The organism is Bradyrhizobium sp. Mp27, assembly GCF_029953005.1.
In the GTDB taxonomy this organism is placed as follows: Bacteria; Pseudomonadota; Alphaproteobacteria; order Rhizobiales; family Xanthobacteraceae; genus Bradyrhizobium; species Bradyrhizobium barranii.
Genome location: NZ_JASAUS010000389.1, coordinates 1 through 2,537 on the forward strand (window position 1 = coordinate 1; position 2,537 = coordinate 2,537).

Here is a 2,537-nt window from a genome sequence, read left to right on the forward strand (position 1 = left end):
CCAAATCCTCCAAAGAGCAAGTTGGGTACGAGCTGGCACCGGACACCTTCCGGCGCCCGCCTTGATGGGGCCCGAAGGCGCCCCGGCCGCCACGTCTGCGGCGTCCAAAAATTCTGTCACGAGCAAAAACGTTTCAAGAGGATGACGAAAAACATTTAGCGCTCTAAACGGGCAGTCTGGTCTAGCGTTGTTGTCGTGAAGGTTACATCCGCTTCTCCGCGGTCGATTGCCGCCTGGGTTCGAAATCAGCAGTGGACGCCAAGTTGGATCGGTGTCCGGTCTGCCTGACAGCCGACATGACACGCGCTCAATCGACCTGCGGCTAAGGGCCACAACCCGACTACCCACCTCGGCGACGATATGGGGCTTTGCTTGGTCCGCAGGGTGTACCATCGGCCGACCCGGCCCGCGATAGCTGAGGCGCAGCCTATCCCGTGCCTGCTCAGCAGGTCCCACTTTACATTATCAAAGGGAATGTAAGCGTTGTTGTTGTACCCGCGTCGCTGCTAGTCTGGTTGACGGTACCGCCAATTTGTCTCGCCAGAGAGGTAATCAGCTTAAGGCCCGACCCGTTTTTGTTCGGATGTTGAATGCCGCGACCGTTGTCGGTCACTGTCAATCGGGCCTCGCCGTAGCCGACGCCTCCCACCAAACTTACGCTGATCCTGCCTCCCTCTGCACCGAACGCATGCTTGATGCTGTTCATCGCAGTCTCATTCAAAATGAGGCCAACCGGGAGGGCCCGGTCGATCGCCAATTCGAGCTCGTCGCATTCGACGTCGACTTCAACCTCATCCACCTGATTGCGGATCGCGCTGCAAAGAGCCCGGATGTAATGGGAAAGTCTAACGATCTGCCCCTCTTGGCGAGGGGCAAGCTGATCATGTGCGAGCGAGATGGCGTTGATGCGGCTGGCCACGTGGTCCAGAGCGCGGTGTGATTCTGGATCAAGATAGCGGCGCTTCTGGATGGAAATCGAGGACAGGACGAGTTGAAAATTGTTCTTGACCCGATGTTGCATCTCTCGAAGCAAGATCTGCCCCTTTTTAGCTTCCGCGACCGCAGCCATAAGGCTTGCATGTTCGTCCGGTTGCGCACCGCGACGCAGCACAGCACCTATCAGCGCGGCGGCGGCGGTCAGAAACTCGGTCGTATCCTGGGAGAAGTCTCTCGGCTTTGTACTGTCCACCTCCAGCACGCCCCATGCGGCGCCGCCGATGAGGATCGGGACGTTGCTGACAGCCACAATGCTGTGCTCCGCCAAGAACTCGGAACAAACAAATTCGTTCTGCTCGGCGAAATCTCTGATGCTGACAGGCTCGGCCGTTTGGAAAGCGCGGCCAGGCGGCGAGCGGAGGTCGGCCGACAGCGTGGCGGTGCGGAGGGCACCATCCTTCCAGCCGACTCCCGCAATCAACAGAAGATCGGACGTGTCTGGACGATATTGAAGCACCTTAACATGGTCGATTTCCACGGCTCGGGCAATTTGCAGCACCGCTTGGTCCAAGAAGCGTTCTGTTCCGGCCTCTTCAACCGAAAGACGACCGATATCGACCAAAATGCGGATATGGCGCCGGAGTTTATCCAGCACATCGCCCTCAGTGTGTTCGGCCGGGTGGTCCTCCATTCGTCTCTAACATCGGGCCTCATGAATTGTGCCTAAGCGCGAGACCGTACAATAGGAACGAAACAGGGAACCTCCGCTCCAATGCGGGTTTGGTTCTCCAGACAAAACAGCGCGAGCGAAAATGGGAAACAGTGGCGTCGGAATGCTACTCGGCGATACCTCAGTGACGGCGCTCTGGATGATGTTTATCGGCGCCTTCATCTTGGGTGGCACAATTCTCTATGGCGTCATAAAGACGGGAAGGATGCGCCGCAGCGAGCGTGCGCAGCTCGATCGAAACACAGAGATGGCGCAGCGCCGGGACGACCCGGAGAAAAGAGCCGCTCGTTAAGCGATCGGCGCGTCGACCGGTCAAATGTAAGGTTTAGGAACTTAGGCCGGAATGGCGCTGGAGCGTCTACACATAATTCCGCGATGTCCGCTTATTCCCTAACAGCCGCACGGAAGCGGACAATGCGCGAGGTCCGAAGTACAGGCTTAAAAGATTGTTCTCCAAAACGCTCGAACGCTAACGCCCGCAATGGGTCACAACCGACCGTCGAAGCGAGCGCGGGTCCACGTCTGCTCTACCAGCGATAGACGTATGACAACAGGATCAGCGGGGTTCGGTTCAGGGCCACTTCCGGACACGGCGCGACTGGTTGGCCTCGATGGCCGGTCACCCTTTCCATGCAGGATCCTAACGCACGCAAGGCGCGGCGGCATCGCCCCATTCGAAATCCGCGTTTGCGTCCATCCTTTGCCGCAGCGGGTACGGCTTACAGTTGTCGTCCCGGCAGAGCCGTGAGCTCTTGGGGGCGCTTGATGCGCCAGAACGGATATGCCGCCAATTCTTTCGAATGCTGCCCGAACATATCGACCCGTCTGCTTGTAAACTCCGTAATGACGCCGAAAAATTCAGTTGGTGACC

Annotated in this window: 2 protein-coding genes; one reads left to right on the forward strand and one right to left on the reverse strand. The window is 58.1% G+C overall.

Annotated elements, in window-relative coordinates; genetic code table 11:
- Nucleotides 1-457: 457 nt before the first annotated feature.
- Nucleotides 458-1,591, reverse strand: a complete 1,134-nt coding sequence (locus tag QJT78_RS50110) for a histidine kinase dimerization/phosphoacceptor domain -containing protein (protein ID WP_244433460.1) — start codon at nt 1,589-1,591, stop codon at nt 458-460.
- Nucleotides 1,592-1,790: 199 nt separating this feature from the next.
- On the opposite strand from QJT78_RS50110, the gene QJT78_RS50115 reads away from it, so the two are divergent.
- Complete coding sequence (locus tag QJT78_RS50115) at nt 1,791-1,958, forward strand: hypothetical protein (RefSeq protein ID WP_244433459.1); 168 nt, start codon at nt 1,791-1,793, stop codon at nt 1,956-1,958.
- Nucleotides 1,959-2,537: the final 579 nt, after the last annotated feature.